This is a genomic window from Bartonella sp. CL100XZDX (assembly GCF_042195375.1).
In the GTDB taxonomy this organism is placed as follows: Bacteria; Pseudomonadota; Alphaproteobacteria; order Rhizobiales; family Rhizobiaceae; genus Bartonella.
The window spans coordinates 1-1978 of the sequence record NZ_JBHIOH010000028.1 but is presented as its reverse complement, the minus strand read 5'-3'; the positions used below and the strand labels follow the sequence as shown (position 1 = coordinate 1978).

At 42.2% G+C, this 1978-nt stretch carries 3 protein-coding genes; all 3 read left to right on the top strand.

The window, feature by feature from the left end:
* A partial coding sequence (locus tag ACFILU_RS02700; protein ID WP_375674646.1) for a phage tail protein occupies positions 1-117 on the top strand: 117 nt, incomplete at its 5' end.
* Complete coding sequence (locus ACFILU_RS02695) at positions 114-338, top strand: tail protein X (protein ID WP_375674644.1); 225 nt, start codon at positions 114-116, stop codon at positions 336-338. The genes ACFILU_RS02700 and ACFILU_RS02695, both read left to right, overlap by 4 nt.
* Complete coding sequence (locus ACFILU_RS02690; protein ID WP_375674642.1) at positions 335-1642, top strand: contractile injection system protein, VgrG/Pvc8 family; 1308 nt, start codon at positions 335-337, stop codon at positions 1640-1642. The genes ACFILU_RS02695 and ACFILU_RS02690 overlap by 4 nt, the downstream gene beginning before the upstream one ends.
* Positions 1643-1978: the final 336 nt, after the last annotated feature.

Sequence of the window (1978 nt, the reverse complement as noted above, 5' to 3'; positions counted from 1 at the left end):
TTAGGTAAGTTTGTCATTCTTTCTGTAGAGGAAAAACAAAGCGTTTTTCATCATAATGGCACCCCAAAAAAACAAGAATTTACAATAAAGTTGAGAGAATATGGTGAAGAGCTATGAGTGATCTTTACGTAACCAAAGATGGTGATATGGTTGATGCCATTTGCTGGAGATACTATGCAAAGGGTCAACAAGCCCTTGCTGTTGAATGCGTTTATGCAGCAAATTTTGGTCTTGCAGACTATGGACCCATTTTAAAAGCAGGTATCACGATACTCTTACCAACCCTCCCCTATCCGAAAGCCACACCAGTGATCAGAATTTGGGGTAGCAAATCATGAAACCTTTTTGCATGGTTCTGGCAAATGGAGAAGACATCACCAAAACGCTCATGGATTATGTTTTATCAATTGAAATTACCGATGAAGCAGAAAACAAAAGTAACCGCATCACTATAGAACTTGATGACCGCGCCCGTGACAGTGATAACGGCTTTCTCGATATTCCTCTCATCGGAACAATCATTTCCGTAACACTTGGCTATGAAGGCGGCAAAAACCGCGATATGGGATCCTATCTGATTGATGAAATCTCTGTAAGCAGCCCACCCCAAAGCTTAAGTGTAACAGGGCGCGCCGCCTCTATGAATACGTCTTATAGAACACCCAAAAGCCAATCCTATCACCAACAAACCCTTGGCAGTATTGTTCAAGAGATAGCAGAGCGCAATGGCTATACACCAAAAGTTGACCCTGCTCTTGCTAAAATTGTTGTGCGTCACATTGATCAAACATCGGAAAGTGATATGGCTTTTGCTACGCGCCTTGCAGAAGACTATGATGCGGTAGCAAAACCCGTTGATGGCAAGCTTGTTTTGGCTAGACGGGGGGAAGGCAAAGCCATCACTGGTGAAACACTCCCCATAGTAGTTATTCATGAGAAACATTGTACCTCTTGGGATTTTAAATACAGTGCGCGTGATGAAGCAGGAGCAGCAAACGGCTTAGCAACAAATGCAGGAGATGATCAAAAAGCCGCCGCTGATGCACGAGAGCCAGAAGAGATTGATGATGATGAAAACTTTATCCATATGGATAACAGTGACAGAGCATCATCATCTGAATCAGAAAAAGCAGAAAAAGAATCGGAAAAGCAAGAAGAAGACAAAGAGAAGAAAGGCGGTGTTCTCGCAACCTATCATGACTTACGCAGTGGTGAAAAAAAAGAAGTCAAAGTTGGTAATCCGCCGTTTCATGAACTCAAATACACCTACCATAACCAATCAGAGGCTGTTGCAGCCATTGCTGCTTATCGCAATAAATCATCACGCGGTAAGTCTTCTTTCTCATGTGATATCGGTGGTGATCCGTTTGTACAAGCAGAAGCAAAACTTGTTCAAGAGCCCCCTTTCCGCCCCTATATTCCAGCAGAATGGCGCATCAAGAGCGTTAAACACAAACTTGATAAAACGGGTGGGTACACCACAAAAATAGAGTGCGAACTTTTTGATGAAGCCCAAGAAGACACAGCTGGAAACGTTGCAAACACCACACCAGACAAGGACGATACCCTTGATCCAAACGCACCACAAAACGCATGCGACGAAGGCGAAGGCGTTATCCATATGGATGAAGAAGATAGATAAGTCAAATTAGTAAAAACGTAAAAAATCTCGAAAGCAGCTTGACAATGTGACGACAATATGAATAATCGAATCAGGTGCCTAAGAAACACCTTAATAGTAAGCGGATTTGGTTACGAAACAATCTCTTCTCCGCACGTTTAAAGGCTTTGACTCATTGTGTGTTACACGCATATAATGATCTTGTCGGGTGTAGTTACGCTATACAATACCCTTTTGGGAAAAGCATAACGACGGACTTACTACCGTGTTTCTTAGCACCCGGCACTTTTTAAAAGTGTCATTAAGAAACATCTAAATAGTAAGGAATTCTTATGAACACTCTTATAGAAATTAAAG

What these genes read in the sequence shown, in the direction of transcription:
- ACFILU_RS02695 (WP_375674644.1), top strand. Translation starts at nt 114, where the DNA reads ATGAGTGATCTTTACGTAACCAAAGATGGTGATATGGTTGATGCCATT.
- ACFILU_RS02690 (WP_375674642.1), top strand. Translation starts at nt 335, where the DNA reads ATGAAACCTTTTTGCATGGTTCTGGCAAATGGAGAAGACATCACCAAA.